Origin of the sequence: Sediminibacterium soli (genome assembly GCF_009939225.1) — a bacterium.
Taxonomy (GTDB): Bacteria; Bacteroidota; Bacteroidia; order Chitinophagales; family Chitinophagaceae; genus Sediminibacterium; species Sediminibacterium soli.
On sequence record NZ_JAACJR010000008.1, the window covers coordinates 172,746 to 193,663 of the forward strand.

General features: G+C 51.6%; 19 protein-coding genes and 2 tRNA genes. 7 read left to right on the forward strand and 14 right to left on the reverse strand.

Annotated features, from left to right (window positions below; genetic code table 11):
- Positions 1-2: 2 nt before the first annotated feature.
- Positions 3-230 (reverse strand): hypothetical protein, encoded by a 228-nt coding sequence (locus tag GWC94_RS07970; protein ID WP_161834521.1) that lies wholly within the window; start codon positions 228-230, stop codon positions 3-5.
- A 92-nt stretch (positions 231-322) separates the two neighbouring features.
- Here GWC94_RS07970 and GWC94_RS07975 point away from each other — a divergent pair, with 92 nt between their 5' ends.
- Entirely contained in the window at positions 323-847 is a 525-nt protein-coding gene (locus GWC94_RS07975) for a hypothetical protein (protein WP_161834522.1), read from the forward strand.
- A 127-nt stretch (positions 848-974) separates the two neighbouring features.
- Positions 975-2,006: an LLM class flavin-dependent oxidoreductase gene (locus GWC94_RS07980; RefSeq protein ID WP_161834523.1), complete on the forward strand. Its 1,032-nt coding sequence runs from the start codon at positions 975-977 to the stop codon at positions 2,004-2,006.
- Here the strand turns inward: GWC94_RS07980 and GWC94_RS07985 are convergent.
- From GWC94_RS07985 to GWC94_RS08010, 6 genes are all read right to left on the reverse strand, one after another.
- Complete coding sequence (locus GWC94_RS07985; RefSeq protein ID WP_161834524.1) at positions 2,000-3,229, reverse strand: DUF2264 domain-containing protein; 1,230 nt, start codon at positions 3,227-3,229, stop codon at positions 2,000-2,002. The two genes, GWC94_RS07980 and GWC94_RS07985, sit on opposite strands and share 7 nt — an antisense overlap.
- A 104-nt stretch (positions 3,230-3,333) precedes the next feature.
- Positions 3,334-4,698, reverse strand: a complete 1,365-nt coding sequence (locus GWC94_RS07990) for a sulfatase family protein (RefSeq protein ID WP_317163449.1) — start codon at positions 4,696-4,698, stop codon at positions 3,334-3,336.
- Between the two features lie 341 nt (positions 4,699-5,039).
- Positions 5,040-5,125: transfer RNA gene (locus tag GWC94_RS07995), tRNA-Leu, on the reverse strand.
- A 58-nt stretch (positions 5,126-5,183) separates the two neighbouring features.
- Positions 5,184-5,259: transfer RNA gene (locus GWC94_RS08000), tRNA-Gly, on the reverse strand.
- A 191-nt stretch (positions 5,260-5,450) separates the two neighbouring features.
- Complete coding sequence (locus GWC94_RS08005) at positions 5,451-5,663, reverse strand: hypothetical protein (protein WP_161834526.1); 213 nt, start codon at positions 5,661-5,663, stop codon at positions 5,451-5,453.
- Positions 5,664-5,704: 41 nt separating this feature from the next.
- Positions 5,705-6,733 (reverse strand): glycosyltransferase family 2 protein, encoded by a 1,029-nt coding sequence (locus tag GWC94_RS08010; RefSeq protein WP_161834527.1) that lies wholly within the window; start codon positions 6,731-6,733, stop codon positions 5,705-5,707.
- A gap of 332 nt (positions 6,734-7,065) precedes the next feature.
- On the opposite strand from GWC94_RS08010, the gene rocD reads away from it, so the two are divergent.
- A complete protein-coding gene (gene rocD, locus GWC94_RS08015) occupies positions 7,066-8,286 on the forward strand; it encodes an ornithine--oxo-acid transaminase (protein ID WP_161834528.1) in 1,221 nt (406 codons plus the stop codon).
- 17 nt (positions 8,287-8,303) lie between these two features.
- On the opposite strand, the gene GWC94_RS08020 is transcribed toward rocD, so the two are convergent.
- Positions 8,304-8,696, reverse strand: coding sequence for a hypothetical protein (locus GWC94_RS08020; RefSeq protein WP_161834529.1), 393 nt, complete (start codon positions 8,694-8,696; stop codon positions 8,304-8,306).
- Positions 8,697-8,937: 241 nt separating this feature from the next.
- Here GWC94_RS08020 and GWC94_RS08025 point away from each other — a divergent pair, with 241 nt between their 5' ends.
- The 4 genes from GWC94_RS08025 to GWC94_RS08040 are packed head-to-tail and all read left to right on the forward strand — an operon-like array spanning position 8,938 to position 14,907.
- On the forward strand, positions 8,938-12,375 hold the full coding sequence (locus GWC94_RS08025; protein ID WP_161834530.1) for a response regulator: 3,438 nt from the start codon (positions 8,938-8,940) through the stop codon (positions 12,373-12,375).
- 2 nt (positions 12,376-12,377) lie between these two features.
- Positions 12,378-13,205 carry a CheR family methyltransferase gene (locus GWC94_RS08030; protein ID WP_161834531.1) on the forward strand — a complete coding sequence of 276 codons (828 nt, stop codon included), beginning with the start codon at positions 12,378-12,380 and terminating at the stop codon, positions 13,203-13,205.
- Between the two features lies 1 nt (position 13,206).
- On the forward strand, positions 13,207-13,782 hold the full coding sequence (locus GWC94_RS08035; RefSeq protein ID WP_161834532.1) for a chemotaxis protein CheB: 576 nt from the start codon (positions 13,207-13,209) through the stop codon (positions 13,780-13,782).
- A 15-nt stretch (positions 13,783-13,797) separates the two neighbouring features.
- On the forward strand, positions 13,798-14,907 hold the full coding sequence (locus GWC94_RS08040; RefSeq protein WP_161834533.1) for a sensor histidine kinase: 1,110 nt from the start codon (positions 13,798-13,800) through the stop codon (positions 14,905-14,907).
- Between the two features lie 11 nt (positions 14,908-14,918).
- Here GWC94_RS08040 and GWC94_RS08045 read toward each other — a convergent pair whose 3' ends face one another.
- The 6 genes from GWC94_RS08045 to GWC94_RS08070 all read right to left on the reverse strand — a co-directional run bounded on the left by GWC94_RS08045 (position 14,919) and on the right by GWC94_RS08070 (position 20,767).
- Positions 14,919-15,356: a response regulator gene (locus GWC94_RS08045; RefSeq protein ID WP_161834534.1), complete on the reverse strand. Its 438-nt coding sequence runs from the start codon at positions 15,354-15,356 to the stop codon at positions 14,919-14,921.
- Between the two features lie 214 nt (positions 15,357-15,570).
- Complete coding sequence (locus GWC94_RS08050; RefSeq protein WP_161834535.1) at positions 15,571-16,791, reverse strand: GAF domain-containing sensor histidine kinase; 1,221 nt, start codon at positions 16,789-16,791, stop codon at positions 15,571-15,573.
- Between the two features lie 22 nt (positions 16,792-16,813).
- Positions 16,814-17,446, reverse strand: a complete 633-nt coding sequence (locus GWC94_RS08055) for a response regulator (RefSeq protein WP_235918490.1) — start codon at positions 17,444-17,446, stop codon at positions 16,814-16,816.
- Positions 17,447-17,476: 30 nt separating this feature from the next.
- The gene (locus tag GWC94_RS08060) at positions 17,477-19,267 is read right to left on the reverse strand and encodes a PAS domain-containing sensor histidine kinase (RefSeq protein ID WP_161834536.1); all 1,791 of its coding nucleotides are present in this window, start codon (positions 19,265-19,267) and stop codon (positions 17,477-17,479) included.
- Between the two features lie 57 nt (positions 19,268-19,324).
- A complete protein-coding gene (locus GWC94_RS08065) occupies positions 19,325-19,954 on the reverse strand; it encodes a response regulator (protein WP_161834537.1) in 630 nt (209 codons plus the stop codon).
- Between the two features lie 183 nt (positions 19,955-20,137).
- Entirely contained in the window at positions 20,138-20,767 is a 630-nt protein-coding gene (locus tag GWC94_RS08070) for a response regulator (protein ID WP_161834538.1), read from the reverse strand.
- Between the last annotated feature and the right edge of the window lie 151 nt (positions 20,768-20,918).

Below are 20,918 nucleotides of genomic sequence, written 5' to 3' on the forward strand. Positions count from 1 at the left end.
ATCTAAGAAGGGAACCATCGGTTTACGACGCTTTCCTTTACATCTTCCACGCGCAGCCCGTTTCGTTGCTGGTAGGCGCGTACGATAAAGTAGGTATACACTTTCGCCCTGAAATCGCCGAAATGCGATACCGCCTGCAACACTTCATCGCGTGTAACCTGGAACCGCTCGATGATATCTGTGATAAAATTGTTAAAACCCTTTCTGAATAATATTTTCTTCAGTCGCATAAAACGCTTTTTACAGTAGTTATACAAACCCTGTTCCGGGTTTGGTGAATTTTTGGCATAGTTTTTTTTAACAAAGCTGAAAACATCATCTTATGAAAGGACTATTATTTACCGCAGCAGCGCTGTGCTTTGGTGCAGGCGCTATGGCACAGGAAACAGCGCACAAAGACAATGTGAACAGCAGGACATCCTGGTTAAAGGCCGGCATTTCTCCCAGTATACCCGTTGGCAATACCGCAAAGGCAAGTTCGTTTGCACTCGGTGCAGACCTGAGTGGGCAAATGATGGCATCGCCTAACTGGGGACTGGGTGTGGCAACCGGTTACACGCACTATTTTGGCAAGAATGGCTACAGTGATTTCGGTGCCATTCCGCTTGGTGCGTTGATCAGGTATTATCCCAAGCAACCGGGTCTGCTGGCAGGCACCGATGTGGGTTATACCTTCAGCACCAACCTGCCCGATCACAACGGAGGTGTATATGTTAAACCACAGCTGGGCTGGCAGAACTACGACTGGAATGTATATGCTTTCTATAACCATGTTTTTTCCAATCGCGGACTGGGTGATCTGCAGAATGCAGGTGTAGCGGTTACCTACAATCTCCGTTTCAATTAATGTTTGTAACGCCGCGGATCTGCAGATAACTAAGGATAATCTGCGGATCTGCGGCTATTTGTTTTGCACAGCGCTGCTTATCTCTGTTTGCCGGTTCCTCCGGAAAAAACCAATTTGCATAATTGTTATGCAGAAGAAATTATCAGAGATCCCTTTTTCCGTGCTTGACCTGGCCACGATCATAGAAGGCGATGGTTCTCCGGGACCCGCTTTTGCGCGGAGCCTATCCTTCGCCCGACAGGCAGAGTCGCTGGGTTATACGCGTTACTGGTTTGCCGAGCACCACAATATGGAAAGTGTGGCCTCGGCTGCCACGGCAGTGCTGGCGGGTTATGTGGCCAGCGGAACCCATACGATCAGGGTTGGTTCGGGCGGAGTGATGCTACCCAACCATGCACCATTGGTGATAGCCGAACAATTCGGAACGCTTGCGTCTTTATACCCCAACAGGATCGACCTGGGTATTGGCCGCGCACCCGGTACGGATCCTGTTACCTCGCATGCTTTGAGAAGAAACCTTACAGGCGATGTGAACCAGTTTCCCAATGATGTGATCGAGTTACTGAACTACCTGGGCGACCGCGATCCCGAAGCAAAAATCAGGGCGATACCGGGTGAGAATACGCATGTGCCTGTATGGCTGCTGGGCTCAAGCACTTTCAGTGCGCAGCTGGCGGGGATGCTGGGTCTGCCCTTTGCATTCGCCTCTCATTTTGCGCCTGCGCAACTGATGGATGCGATGGCAGTGTACCGCCAACATTTCAAACCATCCGCATTTTTACAACAACCTTACGCCATGGCATGCGTGAATGTGATCGCGGCGGAATCGGATGAAGAAGCAGCATCCATGGCTACATCTTTTTACCAACTGGCATTGGGCCTGTTCCGGAACGACCGAAGACCGCTGCCTCCTCCTGTTGCCTCCATGGATGATATCTGGACCGAAAGAGAAAAGCTGGGTGTGATGCAGATGACCGCCTATTCCTTTCTGGGCACAACCGATACGTTACAAAAACAATTGCAGTCCTTTCTCGATACAACCGGCGTTGATGAGATCATGACGGCATCGCATATTTATTCCGTTGAGAAAAAACAACGGTCGATGGAGCTGGTTGCGCAGTTGTTCAAAAAAAGAGACCAGGCCGCTGCCGTTCAGTAATTCACTTTGTAATCTTTCTGCACAGACTGTCCGCTGAACGCTTTCTTTGCCGTCCAGTCGGCCGCGGGCGCCGTCCAGAAAGGATCGTCTGCCGGCAATCCCAGCGGCAGAAACCCAACCGTGGTAAGGTACAGGCTGCCGGTGCTGATGTACTGATCGCCCAGCTCGGGCTGATGTCCGGCCAGACCAATCTGCAGCCAGCCGTTTGCATCAAAGGTGCCGGACGGTTCAAACAGCCGCTTCATCACGCTTGTCATGGCGCAGCGTGTTTGCGCCGGTGTCACCGATGCAGGCAACCGGTGCTGCAGGGCCACCTGTGCCAATGCCTGGAACACACCCATGCGGTAAGCGATCGACCGGCCGATAACCGGGAAGGTTCCTTCGGGCGATACCATTCTTTCCTGCGATTCTGCATAACGCACCATCCGTTTTACCGCAAGCGCATACTCGGTTTTATTCATCAGGGATTTCTCCGTCATGGCCCCGAGCATATCCACCATCATGGGATGTATAACAAATGAATTGTAGTAGTCAAACGCAAAAGCCTCTCCATCCGAATACCAGCCATCCCCCACATACCATTCCTTCATTTTATGATAAGCGAAATCCATGCGCGCAGGATCGTACTGCTCTCCCACCTGCATAAGGAACGCTTCTGTGATACCCGCAAATAACAACCAGTTGCTGTAGGCTGCTTTCCTGTCGCGCAGGGATTTGAATTCCGCTACGATCCTTTTCTTGGTAACCGGGTCCAGCGGCTCCCACAGTGCTTTTGGCGCGCGCATAAAAGCCTGTGCCATGAATGCGGCGTCTACGATGGGCTGTCCTTCGGTGCGGAAATTGAGGTAATCTTCGTGTTCGGGATTGACCAGGTTGGGCAGTCCCTGCAGCAATTCGGTCCTGATCTGTTTACGCATCCTTCCCTCCTCCGTATCATCGTCGGGCAATGCCAGCCAGGGGGCAATACCGGCCATTGTTCTGCCCACCACTTCGGTGTAGGTCACTTTCTCCACTTTCAGGTAATAGTGCGGTCCTTTTTCGAGCGGCAGGTCTTTGTGCAGTTTTCCCTGCGCCATGCTGTGCACAACCGGGTAGGCGATCGTGTACAGCAGGTTGCTCCAGTAAGCGCGGTCCTGCTCACCGGATGTGGGAATAGTATTTTGTGCAGAGACTCCCGTATGGAGGCTTATCAGAACAAACATCGGGTACAGGTACTTTTTCATGCAGGGTAAATAGATAAAAAATGAAAATAAACATTATTGCAGTAGGTGCTATTGCATCCCGGATTCGATTGCCTGAAGACGAGACGGATTGCACAGGCATCCGATTACCTGAACTGGGCTGCAGGGCGAACTTCGTTGCCGGTTGTTTGTGTCAGGCCGTCACCGAGTGCGCGGCGGTATTTATCGGCGATCTCCGTCATGCTCTTAACCAGTTCTGCATGCCGATCCTTTACGTCCCTGTCTTCCCCGGGGTCGGTCGACAGATCATATAATGCCAGCGGCACATCCACCTGTGCATATTTTCCAGGATACCGATCACCGCCGATAGTGGCAGGCGGACCGTACGTCTGCGATCTGGCAGGGAACACCAGTTTCCATTTTCCTTTGCGGATGGCTTTGAGGTTGTTTTTATCGTAGTAATAAACAAACTCATCACGGGGAGCTTTGCTGCTTTTGCCAAGCAACAGGTCTTTGCAGGATATACCGTCGATTTTTTGTGCAGGGAGTTTTGCTCCTGTTATATCAGCAAGCGTTGGCAGTATATCCATTGCGGTAAGCAGGTTGTTGTTTACCGTGGCTGCTTTTGTATGTCCTTTCCAACTGATGATACAGGGCACTTTCAATCCGCCCTCCCAGGCGGTTCCTTTTCCTTCGCGAAGGCCGGCAGTGTTACCTGCATGATTCCCGAATGTAAGCCAGGGGCCGTTGTCGCTGGTGAATACGATGATGGTATTCTCCAGCAGGTTGTTTTCACGCAGTGTTTTCACCACCTCTCCCACTGACCAGTCCACTTCCTCCATTACATCGCCGAACATACCGGCTCCGCTCTTCCCCTTAAACCTTGCGGAAACAGCCAATGGCACATGCACCATAGCGTGTGCGAAGTACAGGAAGAAAGGATGATTCCTGTTTTTTTTGATAAAGGCTGTGGCGTTCCGGGTATAGTCGGATGTAAGACTGTCCTGGTCGTTGAATGATTTGATGATCTTGATCGCAGTATTTCCTTCGATCAAAGGCAGCGGCGGATATTTTGCCCGCCAGAAAGCAGTGTCCTTCCAGGGTTTGCCGTCATAATCATATGCCCACATATCATTTGAATAAGGCAACCCGTAAAATTCATCGAACCCGTTCTGAAGCGGCAGGTACGGCGCTTTGTTGCCCAGATGCCACTTACCTACCATCCCGGTTTTATATCCTTTTTCTTTCAGCATTTCGGCGATGGTTATTTCATCCGGATTCAATGCGATCGCAGATGAATGGTCGAGAGCGCCATGCATACCAATGCGCGTGGGATAGCAACCTGTGAGCAGCGCGGCGCGTGAAGCTGTACAAACAGCCTGTGCGGCATAGAAATCCGTGAAGCGTATCCCCTGCGCAGCGAGCGCATCAATATTCGGTGTTTTGTAAGGGCCGCCGCCATAACAAACCGGGTCCCCGTAACCCATATCGTCCATAAAAATGATAACCACGTTTGGTGGTTTTATTGCTGCTGGCCTGACACCCGGTGAGTTTTCGATTCCGAGAAATCCGGTAAAAAGCACCGGAGAACAGGATACCAATAAAAGGATTGACAATTTGGTGAAGGAAATTTTCATTGCACTAAAAATACGGCATAGCAGCCTATCTGCAGCGGTAACGGTGCAGGACCGGTTTGAAACAGGGACACTTTTACCGAAAGCCTGGATCCGAAGAGATCAGTTCTGTGGCTCAGGCGAACAGAAACCGGACCATATGACCGATTACCTGCAAACAAAATCCTGTACACAAAAATAGACCGCGATTGCGATCTATTCAGTTACCCGTTTATCAGTGCCCCAGACGGGAATCGGACCCGTACTCGCGTTGCGGCGAACAGGATTTTAAGTCCTGCGTGTCTACCAGTTCCACCACCGGGGCGCATATCGTGAAGATAGGTCAAAAAAAATCCCATCAGCAAAACCTGACGGGACCTTTCTGGAGCGGAAGACCGGGCTCGAACCGGCCACCCCGACCTTGGCAAGGTCGTGCTCTACCAAATGAGCTACTTCCGCATTATTTCAACACACCTGATAAAACCGGCCTTCCGGCCTTGGTCCTCACAATACCGTGGGGATGCTCTACCAAATGAGCTGCTTCCGTTTATCATCCACCGAAGCTTCAGCGAAGGTGGATAGTGATGTATAAGAACTGAATTTGGGAGTGCAAAAATAGCCAAACGAAGTTCCTGGCAAAATTTTTCGGCCTATTTTTTTTGCTCGTACTCAGGTTTGTACTGTGAGCTTTTCTGCACCTCCACCTTGGGTTTACCCTCATAGCGCTGGTGGTACAAACGGTAACAACCGCCCAATACAAATGCCAGTATACAGAATGCCTGCAGATAAAACAGGAAACGGGAAGAGTTTACCCAGCTCTTGGTAAAATCTTTCTTACTGTTATCTTCTATTTCGTGTGACATAGTTTTGAATTGCATCGCAAAAATAAGGGAGAGATCAGATATTAACGAAGCTTATTATCAACAATTTCCATAAAACGCGTCTTCTTCCGTATAAAATATTTCCATACGATGGTTCCTCCGTACACGCCTGTCAGCTGCTGCAGTGGTTTTCTCGGGAAAGGCGCCCGGTAACGCTGTGTTACCAGCCATTTGACCAGGGCCATATGGGCCCAGAAAATAGCGGTGAAAAAAGCCCTGTCGCCCCCCAGCAAACCCTTCCAGGCAGATACCGCATCAAGCCCGATACGTACCGGCAGCTTCCATAGCTTCTCGTACCAGGGCAGGTTCTTGCAGAGCATGACCAGGTTGTTGCGGAAATTGAGGAATACTTTTTTACCGCCCCTGGGCAGCGTGCCTGCACCCACATGGTATACCACCGATTGCGGACAGGCCATGATGCGGTACCCCGCCAGCTGCATACGCCAGCACAGATCGATCTCCTCCTGGTGAGCAAAGAATCCTGCATCGAGACCGCCCATTTCGTGGTACAGTTTTGCGCGGATGAACATGGCAGCCCCCGATGCCCAGAAAACAGGCGCAGCCGTATCGTACTGATGGGTGTCTTCCTCGCACACATCAAACACCCGGCCCCTCGAGAAAGGATATCCCAGCAGGTCTATCCAGCCACCCGCTGCACCCGCATATTCAAAGCAGTCGGGCGCATTCCATGACAAGAGTTTGGGCTGACAGGCCGCGATCTGCGGATCCGATTCCATCAGCGACACGATCGGTTCTATCCAGCCGGTGGTTACCAGCACATCCGAATTCAGCAACACATAATAATCGGAAACCACCCGCTTCAGGGCCCAGTTGTATCCGCCCGCAAAACCCTCGTTAACAGGATGCGTCAGTAATTCAACATCCGGGTATTGCGTCTGCAGAAAAGAAACCGAATCGTCTGTGGAGGCGTTATCAGCCACGATCACCCGCAGTTTGGGGTAGCCGGATGCCAGCACGGAGGGAAGAAATCTTTCCAGATGGATTTTCCCGTTATAGTTCAGGATGACGATGGCAACTTCCGGCAGTGACAAGGGTTGGGTTTCTGCGAAAATAAGCGGGGGGAGGGAATTTGAAAATTTGAAGAGGTGAAAATTTGAAAATAGGGGGCAATTGCCGCGGATTCGCAGATTATTTCATTGCTGATCCGCAATCTGCGGCGGCAATGCCATCCATTTAGCGTATTTTGCCGCTGCAATCGATGTTTATGTGTTTTCTCCTGCTCAATCTTGATTTTCTCGACCACCCGTGTGTTTCCCGGGCGAACTGATCGCGTATACCTGCGGATTATCGCGTCGCGGCGGTTTATCTCCCTTGTTATTTACAGCGGTGTTTTCAATGATTCATTTACTATTTCTATTTCCCTATGTTATCTGATAAAACCAGGTCATTTCTTGCGCTGGAAGAACAGTACGGCGCACACAATTACCATCCCCTTCCGGTAGTGCTGGAAAAAGGAGAAGGTGTTTTTCTGTTTGATGTGGAAGGCAAAAAATACTTCGATTTTCTGAGCGGCTACTCCGCGGTGAACCAGGGTCATTGTCACCCCCGTATCGTTGCCGCCCTGACCGAACAGGCCAAAAAACTGACGCTTACTTCGCGCGCATTCCACAATAACCTGCTTGGCGAATATGGGCAGTTCATCACCCGTTATTTCGGGTACGATAAAGTGCTTCCTATGAACACGGGCGTGGAGGGCGGTGAAACGGCCATCAAACTGGCCCGGCGCTGGGCCTACACCCAAAAAGGCATCGCCGAAAACCAGGCGAGGATCGTATTTGCCGAAGGCAATTTCTGGGGACGTACGCTTGCGGCCATCTCCTCCTCCACCGACCCCTCGAGCTACGAGGGATTCGGGCCTTTTATGCCGGGTTTTGACCTGGTACCCTATAACGACACGGCTGCGCTCGAAAAAGCATTGTCCGATAAAAACACCGCCGCCTTTATGGTAGAACCCATACAGGGCGAAGCCGGCGTGGTGGTGCCCGACGAAGGCTATCTCCGCACCGTTCGCGAACTGTGCACCAGATACCAGGTGCTTTTTATCGCTGACGAGATACAGACAGGCCTGGCCCGTACGGGGAAAATGCTGGCCTGCGACCATGAACAGGTTCGTCCGGACATACTCATACTGGGCAAGGCGTTGAGCGGGGGCCTGCTGCCCGTTTCTGCCGTGCTGGCCGATGATGCGGTTATGCTGAACATCAAACCGGGGGAACATGGTTCAACCTATGGCGGCAACCCGCTGGCCTGTGCAGTGGCCATGGCCGCGCTTACGGTATTGAAAGAAGAACATATGGCAGCGAATGCCGCTGTACTGGGCGAGGTCTTCCGGAAAGAACTGGCATCGATCGGGTCGCCGCATATTGAGACGATACGTGGCAAGGGACTGCTGAATGCCATTATTATCAGGCATCCCAAAGAAGATGCGGCCATGGATATTTGTATGGAACTGATGCAAAACGGACTGCTGGCCAAACCCACGCATGGCGACAAGATACGTTTTGCACCGCCGCTGGTGATCAACAGGGAGCAGCTGCTCGAATCGGTTGCGATCATCAGCAGATCGCTGCGTATACTGGACTGATATCCGGTGTACGCCCGCTATTTTTTCTGCGGTAATGGGATCTTGGGCAACAAAGCCATCAGCTGTATAGTAATACCCAGAAACAACAGTGCAAACAGCCAGCTCTTTTTTTCGGGGCATTCACCCATCATACAGGTGGAAACAAGCAGGTAGTTGCGGAAGCACCATGCCAGGTTGAGCGCTGCAAGGAATACATTGGTGCGTTTGGACCAGATACGCGGTACCAGAAACAACACGATCATGACTACGCAGAGGATGCTGTTGACAAGTCCGGGCTTGCCAAAATTGGTGCCGGCCGCATCCATACCCGTTATCACCAGCTGCTTACCCGGGATAACCACCCATGGCAAAAAACAAACGGCGATAGTGGCGATGGCTGCAAGAATACCAATGGTCTGGGAATGCTTCATGGGTCGTTTTCTGCGCGCAAACCTATCACTTTTTTGCTTCGGAAGAAAACGGAGCAGGAATGCGGAGAGCTGCCGGCCGATAAAGACCCATCGCACAGCAGCGCAATATCCCGGCCCCGGCTAACGCTTTTCCGGCTGTTCATACCGTGTTGGATAACCTGCAGCAGCGGTTCATTATTCACCGCGCACATTCCACCCTTTCAAGTATCTTCACTTACCGGTAGTTTAACCCGGTTATTCGATGAACAAATACGTTTCCTTCAGACTGTATATGGGTCTTGGGCTTGCCGTGCTGATCGTGCTTGCGGTGGCCACCGTAACCTTTACCTCTTTAAACGACCAGGAGGAAGATAACAGGTGGATACACCATACCGTGGAGGTGTTGCAGAAGGTCAGGGATATCCGCTACGATGTGGTGCAGATGCGCGGCGGCCGGCGCACTTTCTGGTTTACCGGCAGCGAACATTTTATTGAAGGATATGAACGCGGAAGGGCCACCGTTCCCGCCAATATCGTAATCCTTAAAGAACTGGTCAGCGACAATCCGCTGCAGACTGCCAATGTAAACAACCTGAACGCTTCGCTCAGCACCCTGCTGGCTTTCTGGGAAGGAAGCGGTAAAATAGCGCTTTCCACCCCAAGGGACCGGATATCGCGGCTGATCTTCGAGGAAGAAAAATTACTGCAGAAAGTCTACGCCCAATTCGAAACGGTAAAGTCGGAAGAACAGCGGCTGCTCAGCATCCGCGAAGAGGCCGTAAACAAAAGCAACAACGTTACCATAACCGTGGTGGTCATTGGCATCATTGTATTGCTGCTGGTGGTGCTGGTACTGGTGAATGCCGTGGTGAGTACGCTGAAAAGCCGTATACGCGCCGGCAACAAACTCAAACAAAGCCTGGATGATATGGAGGCTTTGAACAAACTGGCGGAAGACAAGAACTGGGTGCTTAGCGGTGTGGCGGAGATCACCAACGGCATTCAATCGATCGACGGGAAAAGCGATCTGAGCAAAGACATCATCGATTCGGTGGTGGCTTATATGGAACTTCCGGCAGGGGCCATCTATCTTTACGAGGAAGAGACTGAAACGCTTCAGATGATGGCGGCCGTGGCCGTTTCCTCACAGGCGGGCATCGCCTTCAAAAAAGGCGAAGGCATTGTGGGCTCCGCCGCATTGAAACGCGAGATGTCCATTTTCCGCGATATCCCCTTCGACTACTGGCGTATCGAATCTGCGCTGGGCAAAACCAGCGGCAAAGGAGAGATCGTATGCGTATGCCTCTGGGTTGCCGAAAGCCTCAAAGGTGTTATCGAACTGGGCAGCCTGAACCCCTTCACCGAAAGACAGCTGCAGCTGCTGGAATCCGTCAGGGGTACACTGGCTGCCTCCATCCATACCAGACAGTCGCGCATCAAGATCAACCAACTGCTTGAACAGGTGCAGGAGCAGCAGGAAGCTATGATCAGCCAGCAGGAAGAACTTCGCCAGACAAACGAAGAACTCAACAAACAAACACAGGAACTGCTTGCATCGGAAGAAGAGCTGAAAACACAGGAAGAAGAGCTGAAGCAGATCAATACCGAACTGGTGGAAAAGAACGATATCGTTGAAGAAGCCCGGAGAGCGCTCACCGTAAAAGCCCGCGAACTGGAAGCCACCAGCAAATACAAATCGGAGTTCCTGGCAAATATGTCGCACGAACTGCGAACACCTTTGAACAGCGTGCTCATCCTGGCAAAGCTGCTTTCGGACAATACACCCGGCAACCTCAACAACAAGCAGATCGAGTATGCAAAGATCATTCACAAATCCGGCTCCGACCTGCTGCAGCTGATCAACGATATCCTGGATCTTTCCAAGATAGAAGCAGGCAAGATCGAGATACTGCCGGAGCAAATGCGTATTGATTCCGTTGTGACCGATATCTCGCAGTTGTTCTCTGTGGTGGCTTCTGAAAAAGGAATCCGGTATACGATCGATACCGACAGCAGCCTGCCCGCCACGATCTTCACCGATAAACAGCGTGTTGAACAGATATTGAAGAACCTGCTGTCGAATGCATTCAAATTCACGCCAGCGGGCGGGGCGGTAACCGTATCGTTTGCGCCGAGGCACCAGTTCAACAAACAGCGTATCGGTATCAGCGTAACCGATACCGGCATCGGCATATCGCCCGCGCAGCAGCAACTGATCTTTGAGGCATTCCAGCAGGCCGATGGTTCCACCAGCAGGCAATACGGCGGCACCGGGTTGGGGCTGTCGATCAGCAAGGAACTGGTTCGTTTACTGGGCGGCGAGATAGAACTCAGCAGCGAAGAGGGCAAGGGAAGCAGTTTTACCCTGATACTGCCGTATACTTATGAAGCACCCCCACCCTCCGCAACAGATTCCCTGCGGGACGAGATCACCGTCAGCGATAAACCCGTTTCGCTCGAAAACGTAACCGAGCAGGACAAAGTGGAAGACGACAGGGGCCAGGTACAGAAAGGCGATCCCACCATCCTGATCATTGAAGACGACGCCAATTTTGCCACCATACTCAAAGACTTCGCGAGGGCAAAAGGTTTCAAAACACTGGTGGCGCTGAAAGGCGATGAAGGTCTTTTGTACGCACGTAACTATTTGCCCGATGCCATTATCCTCGACGTTCAGCTGCCGGTGATCGATGGCTGGTCGCTGCTGAAAATACTGAAAGCCGATGAAGCGCTGAAGAATATTCCCGTACACATCATTTCCGCTTTCGACGACAACCGCCTGCATACGGCGGGCGCATTGGCCTATATCAAGAAACCGGTGGACCGAGAAGGACTTGAAAAAGCATTCTCAACCATCAATACCTACCTGGTTGAGCACCTTCGTAAAGTGCTGATTATTTCGTCGGCGCATTTCAAAGACGACAGTCTGGAGAAACTGTTCCGGCAGAAACATCCCGAAACCATGTTTGAGCAGGTAGCCGATATCGCCGAGGCAAGAAAAAAGATCAACGAAAGCAGTTTCGACTGTGTGATCGCCGATGTCGATTCGAACATCGCCGAAGGCGTACGCAGGTTGTCGGAGATACAGGACGAGCTGCGCGAAAAACAGATACCCCTGATCATTTACCTCGATACAGACATATCGGCGGCCGATGAACTGATGCTGAAAAAGGTGTCCGATGCCATCGTACGTGAATCGCCTTTTGTGAACGATCGGCTGAAAGACGAACTGGAACTGTTCCTGTTCAAACTGCAGGCAAACGAACCGGTAAAGGAAACCAAACACATAACCCCCTCGGCCCACAAGCCGATCAACGACGGCAGTCTTTCGGGTAAAAAAGTGCTGGTGGTGGACGATGATATGCGCAATGTATTTGCGCTCTCCAACCTGCTTGAATCACAGGAAATGCAGGTGACCGCCGCCGCCGATGGCAGGGAAGCGCTGGAAGCGCTGAAAACAAACAAGGACATCGATATCGTACTGATGGATATTATGATGCCGGAAATGGACGGATACGAGGCCATGACGCGGATCAGGAAGGACATGCACCTCGAACACCTGCCCATTATTGCGCTGACGGCGAAAGCCATGAGCGGCGACAGGGAAAAATGTATCGCTGCCGGCGCATCGGATTATATCACCAAACCGGTGGATACGCAGAAACTGTTATCGCTGATGCGTGTCTGGCTTTCCGCATAACTATGAGCAGCTGGCAATTTGACGACAGAGCAGCAATCGAAGACATACTCCGCGTGGTGGCCAGGCATTATGGCTATGATTTCAGCGGGTATGCGTATGCTTCGCTGGTGCGCAGAATCAACCGTTTTGCACAGGAAACGCGCTGCGGATCGCTGTACGATCTGAAGTACCGGTTGCTGAACGACGAACACAGTTTCCGGCATTTTCTGGCGGAGATCACCGTCAATGTTACGGAGATGTTCCGCGATCCGCTCTACTACCGGGTGCTGCGGGAGAAAGTGCTGCCGGTGCTTGCCTCCTACCCCATCATCAAAATATGGCACGCGGGCTGCTCCAGCGGCGAAGAGGTTTTTTCCATGTGCATCCTGCTGCAGGAATACGGGTTGCTGGAGCGCACACAGCTGCATGCCACCGATATCAATCCCGCCAACCTCGACAAAGCCCGCAAAGGCATTTTGCCGCTGCGCAGTATGCGCGAGTACACGGCCAACTACCAGCAGTCAGGCGGCAACCAGGAGTTCGCCGATTATTATACCGCCATGTACGACCATGCCATCATCCACGGCGAACTGCGCAAAAAGATCCTGTTCTCGCAGCATAACCTGGTTTCGGATCAGGCTTTCCAGGAATTTCAGCTGATCAGCTGCCGGAATGTGCTGATCTATTTTAACCGGGACCTGCAGAACCGCGTACTGAATCTTTTTAACGAAAGCCTGAGCCCGCTCGGTTTCCTGTCGCTGGGCATGAAGGAATCGGTACGGTTCAGCGATATTTCCGGTACATTCGGGGAAGTGCAAACCGGCACCAAGATCTACCGGCGGAAAAACTGATATGCCATCCTATCCATTCGATATCGTACTGATCGGCGGCTCGGCCGGCAGCCTGGACCTGATCATAGACATACTCGAACGGCTGCCTCCCGATTTTGAGATACCTCTGGTGCTGGTAGTGCACCGTCTGAAGAATACGCCCAGCGTACTCGATGAACTGCTGTCGAAAAAAACAGGCAAACATTTGGTGGTGGAACCGGAAGACAAGCAGTCCATCCGGCCGGGACGGATCTACCTTGCTCCGCAGAATTATCATCTCCTGGCCGAATCGGATCATAGTTTTGTGCTCGACTATTCAGAACCCATTCATTACAGCCGTCCTGCCATCGATGCAAGTTTTGAGAGTTTTGCAGGCGTGTATGGCAGCCGTATGCTGGCTGTATTGCTGAGCGGCGCCAACCGCGATGGGGCCGACGGCCTGCAGGCCGTTCTGGCAAAAGGGGGAAAAGCCATCGTGCAGGCACCGGGTACGGCCCAGTACGATGCCATGCCAAAAGCGGCCATCGATCAAAATCCGTCGGCAATGGTATTGGAACCCATACAAATAGTACCTTGCATACTGAATTACAAAGCTTAAACACGTATACTGGCCATGCAGCCCGGGAACTCACATGCATTTACCATCCTGATCGTAGACGACAGGCCTGAGAATATATTGTCGCTCGAAGAGATCCTCGATCAGCCGGGCAGGCATTTTATCAGGGCCGGCTCGGGCAACGAAGCGCTGAAACAGGCGTTGAAAACAGACAACCTCGGTCTGATACTGCTTGATGTGCAGATGCCCGATATGGACGGTTTTGAAGTGGCGCATATTCTCAAATCCAATTCCAGAACAAAAGATATCTCCATCATTTTCGTGACGGCCATCAGCAAGGAAGAGAAGTACATGCTGAAGGGTTTTGAAGAAGGCGCGGTTGACTACCTCCACAAACCGCTTGATGTAAACATCACCAGGGCCAAGGTGAACGTGTTTGAACGGCTGTACTTTGCACAGTTCCGGCTTTCGCAGGCGCTTGATGAGGTGGCACAGATCAACAAACAGCTGGAGCGGTTTATGTACATTGTTTCGCACGACCTCAAATCGCCGCTGGCCTCGATGCGTATGATCGCAGACCTGCTGCTGTCAGACACCCGTATAAAGGAACATGCTGACCTGGATGACCAGGCGGGCATTATTGCGCAGGCATCCGACCGCCTGATCGGCATGATCAATTCGATACTCGAATATTCCAGGCAAAGTGCTTCACAGCAAACCATGGAAGAAGTGGATACCCATGCCCTGGTTAAGGAAACGGTGGAATTGCTGCGCATACCCGGACATTTCCGGGTTACGGTCGATCCGGCGCTGCCGCGCATGTTCACAAAAAAGATCAAGTTGCAGCAGGTATTCCAGAACCTTATTTCCAACGCGGTAAAATACAACGACAAGACCGAAGCCATGATCGAGATCGGCGTTGCCGAAAAAGACAACCGTTACCAGTTTCATGTAAAAGACAACGGACCGGGCATCATTAAACAGGACCAGGACCGCATTTTCAAGATATTTGAGACCACGGATAACGAAACACACAAAGACAGCGCTACGGGCGTAGGACTAAACCTTTTGAAAGTGATCGTGGAAGAACAGGGAGGAACGATATGGGTGAATTCCGAAAAAGGAACCGGCAGCACCTTCTATTTTACCTGGCAGAAAAGATCCTGATAGTACCTTACTCAGGCCACTGCTTCCAGACGTTTGTGGCTGAAGAACCCGGCTAATTTTTCCTTGATATCGGCAAGTTTTTCCAGGCAGATGGGCGGGGGAAAATACCCGATCACCATCGCATATTTTTCGAGCCTGAGCAGGTCATTGTTATCCAGGAACGCAGAAGTGATCGCCACTTTTACATGGGGAAACAGGCTGGCGTATTTGCTTGAGAACACTTCCAGAAAACCCCACCCGTCCATTACCGGCATCGACAGATCCAGGAAGATAAACTCCGGCACCGGACTGGAGCTGTTGCCCGAAACAAACGAATCGAAATACGTCAGTGCATCCTCCCCGTTGACCGCCGAAACCGTTTCTTTTGAAAATGTGGCGATGTCGATCAGTTTACGGGTGATCATCATCGACAGGGGATCGTCGTTGATGACAAGGGATTTGTACAACATACAATACAGCATGGGTTTGGTTCGGGTATAACTGAAACAGTTAATACCCAACAAATTGACACCATCCGGACTGTATGCCCAATAGCTTGTTATGTTTAAAAAAAGTAGGGATTGCCAACGGTTATGACGATAAATACCGGTAACCAGCCCATAATATTAAGGCATGCAATGTAGTATTATCACTACGTTGCGTAGATCCCGCCGCTATACGCAGCTACACGCGTCTCATGGGTAATTCGATAGCAAATTCCGTTCCCTTGTCAGGTTCAGACCGTACGGACAGGGTTCCTTTCATACTCGCCACCAGGTGTTTTACCAGCGACAGGCCAAAACCATACCCCTGCTCTCCGGCGGTGCCGTTGGTTGACGAAACATTGCCGTCGAAGAGGCAGGTTACGCTTTCGGGCGACATGCCCACGCCGGTATCGGATACCTTCATGACAAGCAGGTTTTCTGTTTTTCCCGGTCGCAGGTCAAGCAGCACGGTTATCTTTCCGCCTGCGGGCGTGAATTTCATCGCGTTGGAAATAAGGTTACCGGCAATCTGCAGCAGTTTGTTCCTGACAAAAGGCACGGATTCGCTCTCCGGTGTAGCCGTCACTTCAAAATCCAGCTGCTTATTTACCGCCTGCGGCCCGTACAGCTGTATGAGTTTGGTTTTAAAAACAGCAAGCGTATACTCGCCCTCGCTGCCCCTCGGTGCCGGCTGTTGCGATTTTTTTTCCGCACCAAGAATGTCTTCCGCCAGTTCCAGCAGCGAGCGGCTGCTTTTCTGAATCAGGTTGATGAAATCCAGCACGTCCTCCATCTTATTGGCATTACCCTGCTGGCTGATGATATTGGCCAGTCCGATGATACCGCCCAGCGGTCCGCGTATATCGTGCGCCACTTTTTTCTTTGCCTCATTGGATTCGCGCAGGTTGCTGCGCAGATCCTGCAGGGCTTTCATGGTCAGCAGCCTGGTTACGATCTCACCGGCGATGATGCGCAGCAGCTCCTGCTTTTCGGGGGAGAGTTCCTTTCCGTCGTTTCTGTCCAGCACGCACAGTGCGCCGAGGTTATTACCCGATGGCGTTTGCAGCGGAATGCCGAAATAATACCGGAGCCCCAGTTTACCGGTTACATAATCCTTGTGCTCGAAGCGCTGGTCCACAGCAAGGTCCTTTACCTCGAAATGGTCTTTGGCATTCACGGTGTAATTGCATATCGATTCCTCGCGCGGCATGGGGTCTGATTCCATACCGTGATTGGAGACCGTCCATTGCGTAAACGAATCGATCAGGTTCACCAGCGAGATTTCCGTGCCGGCAATTTTCGCTGCCAGTCGCGTGAGGTCCTTAAAACTGTCCTGCAAAGACAAATAATCAAGATCAAGTTCCGATAATTCAATAACCCGGTTCATTTCGTTTACCGGTTGGGGGGGATGGATGCTCATATCCTTTCAAATAGCAGTTTGGTTAAATCAATTTATTGTCGATAGCAAAACGGATTAATTCTGTATTGTTCTGAAAGCCCATTTTTTCAAAAATACGGGCGCGGAATGTGCTGATCGTGTTCACACTTAAAATAAGTTGTTTGGCAATATCCGATATCGATTTGCCTGCTGCCAGCAACCTGAACACCTCGAATTCGCGATCGGTCAGGTTCTTTACCGAGTAGCCGGTGGCTGCATCGGCAAAAGCGTCTGCCAGTATGCCCGCCACTTCGGAACTAAGGTATCTTTTCCCCGACAGCACGGTCTTTACCGCCGTTACCAGTTCAAAAGTGGCCGCGTCTTTGGTAAGATAGCCCGAAGCGCCTGCCCTGATGGCGCGCAGGGCGTACTGTTCGGTCGTGTACATGCTGAGCACGATAACGGGGGTGGCGGGCGCGTATTCCCTGATCTGCTTCAGCGCTTCCAGTCCCGAATCGCCGGGGGGCATGGAGATATCGCATACCACCACGTCCCATTTCTGTTTCGATGCCTTTCTTACAAGCTCGGCAGCATCGGCCACATCGGTGATCTCGGCCGCGGGATAGGCATCTGCCAGCAGCATCCTGATGCCTTCCCTGACAATGGTATGATCGTCTGCAATAAGTATCTTCATCATGTTTCCTCCTGTAGTTCAGACCCTGCGTTGTTATGACTGCCTGGGAATCTCCACGCGTATCTCGGTTCCCCTCCCTATGCCGCTCTCCAGCAAAAGCTTTCCGTTCAGCGATCCCACGCGTTCCCGTAAACCCACCAGTCCCAGTGTTTGGCTGAACTGGCTGGTATCAAAACCCCTGCCATTGTCGGTGATCTTGAGGCAGTACATCCCGTTCTCTTCATAAGTGCTTACGGTTACCCTGGTGGCATGCGCGTGCCGCATCACATTGGTAAGCGACTCCTGCCCTATCCGGAACAGCTCGGTTCGGGTATGCATATCCAGTTCCGCTTCGTCCAGCGTGGCAGAAAAAACGCATTCGCATCCGCTCAGGCGCTCGAATTCGCGGCAATAGGATTTCAGTGCGGCATTGAGTCCGAAATCATCCAGTATGCTGGGCCGCAGGCTATACGCCATTTTGCGGACCGAATCGATCAGCACTTCCACCGTTTTCCGCGCATGGCTGAGCCGGTTGCGCATGGTTTCTTCCGAACTGGATATACGAAGCGTAAGCCAGTCAAGATCTATCTTCAGCGCCGATGCCAGCTGCCCCAGTTCGTCGTGCACTTCCCTGGCCATGTATTTTCTTTCTTCCTCGCGTACGTTCTGCAGGTACACAGACAAACGCTTCAGTTCTTTGTTTTTTTCTTTCAGTTCCTCCTCGTCTTTTTTCCTGCCGGTAATATCCTGCGAAGCGCCGATCATGCGAACGGCACGGCCCTCGGTATCGCGCAGAATGTATCCGCGGTCGTATACATAGGCATATTCGCCGTCGCTTTTTTTAAACCGGTATTCGTCTTCCCAATAGCTCCTCGAAGGATCCGCAAAAATGGCCCTGCGCCGGGCGGTTACCCGCGGCCAGTCGTCGGGATGCGCCAGCAGGTTCCAGTATTTATCCACTTCAGCGGGTTGCCAGGAAGTATACCCGTACCATTCCTCCAGTTTTTTTCCTTCACGGGTCACTTCGTTGGTCAGCAGGTTCCAGTCCCATATATTGTCGTTGGTGGCTTTTGCCACAATGTGAAAACGTTCGTTTCTTTCCCGGATGCCCTGCTCGGCCTGCACCCGTAAGGTGATGTCGATACCCATTCCGATCAGGCATACCTGGTTTTCGAATTCAATGGCGGTTCCGCTGAAGTAATGCGGCACCTGCCGGCCGTCTTTGGTAAGAAAAGAAGCTTCCGCATCTGACCTGCCTTTTACAAACACTTCCTCTACGCGCTCCGCGATCAGCGCTTTGTCTGCGCTGCCAAAAAAATCAAGCGGATGCATCCGCGCGATCTCTTCCGGAGTATACCCGGATACGGTCTCAAAATTTTTGTTCCACCGGATAAACCTGCCCTCGGTGTTGAACAGGTAGAAGATGCCGGGCAGACTGTTGATGATGGTATCGGATAAATCCTTTTCGCGCAGCAGCTGCCCGCTGTGCTGCCAGCTGCCGGTGATATCGGCCAGCATACAGCAAATACAGGTTCCGCCGTTTTCATCGGCAAAAGACAGGGATGAATACCAGCAGGCGAAGCGCTGGCCGTTCCTGGCGATGGCCGTAACGGCAACGGGAACGGGTTTGTTAAGCAGGTTTTCCGGAATGACGGTGTCGGGAAAAATAACCAGGTCCTGGATCCGCAGGCGCTGAAACTCACCGGCAGTATAACCGAACATGCGCAGGGCCGCCGCATTCGATTCGATCACCGCTCCGTCGGGAAGCTTGATAAAGATCGCATGCAGGGAGTGTTCAAAAATCGTCTTATACCTGTTGCCGCCGGATGTGTGGTCAACAATCATGTTTCGGGATTACCACAAATATATACACTGAAACCATGCAAAAGCATGGCCGGGGCATCAGACAATCTTATGATCGATGGCGTATTTGATCAGCTCCAGGTTATTGTGAAAGCTCATTTTCTCGAATATCCTTGACCGGAAGGTACTGATGGTATTGGCGCTGAGACTGAGTTCCTTGGCGATCTCCGATATGGTTTTACCGCCGGCGAGCATTTTAAACACTTCAAATTCGCGTTCGGAGAGATGTTGCCGGCTTTTGGTGCCATTATTGGTTTCGAAAGCATCGGCAAGTACGTTCACCACTTCGGGTGTCAGGTATTTTTTTCCGGAAAGCACCTGGTTGACCGCGTTCACCAGTTCAAAGGTAGCGGCCCCTTTTGTGAGGTAACCCGAGGCGCCGGACTGCATCGCCCTTACAGCATACTGCTCGGGCGAATGCATGCTGAGCATGAGCACGGGTGTGGTGGGAGAATGCATCTTGATCTTTTTTACCACTTCCAGACCCGAGTCGCCGGGCGGCATCGATATATCCGAAATGATCACATCCCATTTTTCGGAAGTGGCCAGCCGCAACAGATCCTGTGAATTGGATACGTCTACTATTTCAGAAAAAGGATAGGCTTCGATGAGCAGCATTTTAATACCTTCCCGCACGATCGTATGATCGTCAGCAATCAGAATTCTCATAAATCAACAGGGTTTAACAGTTAAGGATCTGGAAATAAACGCGTATCCGCTCCCTTCTTAAGCAAATTTTAAGGTAAAGAAACTACATGCACCCGAGCTAAACCATAGTTACAAGCGCAAAAAACCGTAGTTAATACGGTTTTTTGCGTAGTTGATCATCTACAATTCGATTACTGCCCTGCGTTATACAAGCCGGTTGTCGACCGCAAAACGGATCAGCTGCATATTGTTCTGGAAATTGAGTTTGTCGAGTAAGCGCCCCCGGAAAGTATTGATGGTATTGATGCTCAGGATCAGCTCATGGGCGATCTCCGATACGGACTTACCCACTGCCAGCAGTTTGAACACCTCGAGCTCCCTGTCGGACAGGCTTTCGATAGATCGGTCCATCCCTTTTTTATCAAAGGCGCTGGCCAGTGCAATGGCCACATCATCGCTGATATAACGCTTGCCCGATTTTACCTGTTTGACGGCGTTCACCAGTTCAAGCGCAGCCGCACTCTTGGTAAGATAGCCGGCAGCGCCCGCACGCATGGCGCGGACCGCATACTGGTCGGGCGAATGCATGCTGAAAACGATCACGGGGGTTGAAGGACTGTACTCTTTGATCTTCTTAACGGCTTCAAGACCCGAATCGCCGGGGGGCATGGAGATATCGGTAATGATGACATCCCATTTTTCCTTGTAAACGAGTTTGAGCAGACTGGCGGAATCCACCACATCCACCACTTCGGCGCCCGGCAGGGCTTCCATCAGCAATAACTTAATGCCTTCTCTTACGATTGTGTGATCATCAGCGATTAGGATCTTCATAACGGGGGGATTTTTATCGGTGTTTACAATAACCTCGCGGCAAAGCAATGGCGTTTGATGTGCGCCTCGGGAGGCAGGTGGTACTGTAACTGGGGAATAAAGCTGCCCGGGACGGCAGGTGTAGCTGAGCCGATAAAAATGTTCCGTGTAG

What these genes read in the sequence shown, in the direction of transcription:
- GWC94_RS07970 (WP_161834521.1), bottom strand. Translation starts at nt 230, where the DNA reads ATGCGACTGAAGAAAATATTATTCAGAAAGGGTTTTAACAATTTTATC.
- GWC94_RS07975 (WP_161834522.1), top strand. Translation starts at nt 323, where the DNA reads ATGAAAGGACTATTATTTACCGCAGCAGCGCTGTGCTTTGGTGCAGGC.
- GWC94_RS07980 (WP_161834523.1), top strand. Translation starts at nt 975, where the DNA reads ATGCAGAAGAAATTATCAGAGATCCCTTTTTCCGTGCTTGACCTGGCC.
- GWC94_RS07985 (WP_161834524.1), bottom strand. Translation starts at nt 3,229, where the DNA reads ATGAAAAAGTACCTGTACCCGATGTTTGTTCTGATAAGCCTCCATACG.
- GWC94_RS08005 (WP_161834526.1), bottom strand. Translation starts at nt 5,663, where the DNA reads ATGTCACACGAAATAGAAGATAACAGTAAGAAAGATTTTACCAAGAGC.
- rocD (WP_161834528.1), top strand. Translation starts at nt 7,066, where the DNA reads ATGTTATCTGATAAAACCAGGTCATTTCTTGCGCTGGAAGAACAGTAC.
- GWC94_RS08020 (WP_161834529.1), bottom strand. Translation starts at nt 8,696, where the DNA reads ATGAAGCATTCCCAGACCATTGGTATTCTTGCAGCCATCGCCACTATC.
- GWC94_RS08025 (WP_161834530.1), top strand. Translation starts at nt 8,938, where the DNA reads ATGAACAAATACGTTTCCTTCAGACTGTATATGGGTCTTGGGCTTGCC.
- GWC94_RS08030 (WP_161834531.1), top strand. Translation starts at nt 12,378, where the DNA reads ATGAGCAGCTGGCAATTTGACGACAGAGCAGCAATCGAAGACATACTC.
- GWC94_RS08035 (WP_161834532.1), top strand. Translation starts at nt 13,207, where the DNA reads ATGCCATCCTATCCATTCGATATCGTACTGATCGGCGGCTCGGCCGGC.
- GWC94_RS08040 (WP_161834533.1), top strand. Translation starts at nt 13,798, where the DNA reads ATGCAGCCCGGGAACTCACATGCATTTACCATCCTGATCGTAGACGAC.
- GWC94_RS08045 (WP_161834534.1), bottom strand. Translation starts at nt 15,356, where the DNA reads ATGTTGTACAAATCCCTTGTCATCAACGACGATCCCCTGTCGATGATG.
- GWC94_RS08050 (WP_161834535.1), bottom strand. Translation starts at nt 16,791, where the DNA reads ATGAGCATCCATCCCCCCCAACCGGTAAACGAAATGAACCGGGTTATT.
- GWC94_RS08055 (WP_235918490.1), bottom strand. Translation starts at nt 17,446, where the DNA reads ATGATGAAGATACTTATTGCAGACGATCATACCATTGTCAGGGAAGGC.
- GWC94_RS08060 (WP_161834536.1), bottom strand. Translation starts at nt 19,267, where the DNA reads ATGATTGTTGACCACACATCCGGCGGCAACAGGTATAAGACGATTTTT.
- GWC94_RS08065 (WP_161834537.1), bottom strand. Translation starts at nt 19,954, where the DNA reads ATGAGAATTCTGATTGCTGACGATCATACGATCGTGCGGGAAGGTATT.
- GWC94_RS08070 (WP_161834538.1), bottom strand. Translation starts at nt 20,767, where the DNA reads ATGAAGATCCTAATCGCTGATGATCACACAATCGTAAGAGAAGGCATT.